The organism is Pontimicrobium sp. MEBiC01747 (assembly GCF_053601635.1).
This window is the reverse complement of sequence record NZ_JBSHNS010000139.1, coordinates 1-393: the sequence shown is the minus strand read 5'-3', so window position 1 is coordinate 393 and position 393 is coordinate 1. Positions and strand designations below refer to the sequence as shown.

At 31.3% G+C, this 393-nt stretch carries 1 protein-coding gene; it reads right to left on the bottom strand.

Going from position 1 to position 393, the window contains the following annotated elements:
* The coding region (locus ACVC2P_RS03880; RefSeq protein WP_452597174.1) for a hypothetical protein at positions 1-393 on the bottom strand (393 nt) is incomplete at both ends.

Genomic DNA, 393 nt, shown 5'->3' with positions numbered 1-393 from the left:
TCCAACACCATTTATATCATCATAAGCATCTATTATGTATTCTTTTTGGTAAATAATTGGCTCGACTCCTTCTGGTTTTAATTGATTATTTTCATCGAAGATTCCGCTTTTATTTTCTAAATATTCTTTTGCGACTGGAGGAAGTTTACTGTGTAGTTTTATAGCATCTGAATCTATTTCTGCTTTTAAAGCTCCTTTTTTTAGTTTAGTATTATCTGAAGCTTCTCTTGTAGAAAATACAGACATTAAATTCGCTTTAAATGCTCCTGATGTTCCTACTCCATCTGTTTCACTAAAAAACATTTTACTTCCGTACCTAGAAAGTTTACTTTGTAATTCTAGACTATCATTCTCTGCAAATTTTGAAATATTAGCTCCAGACCAATGTAGACG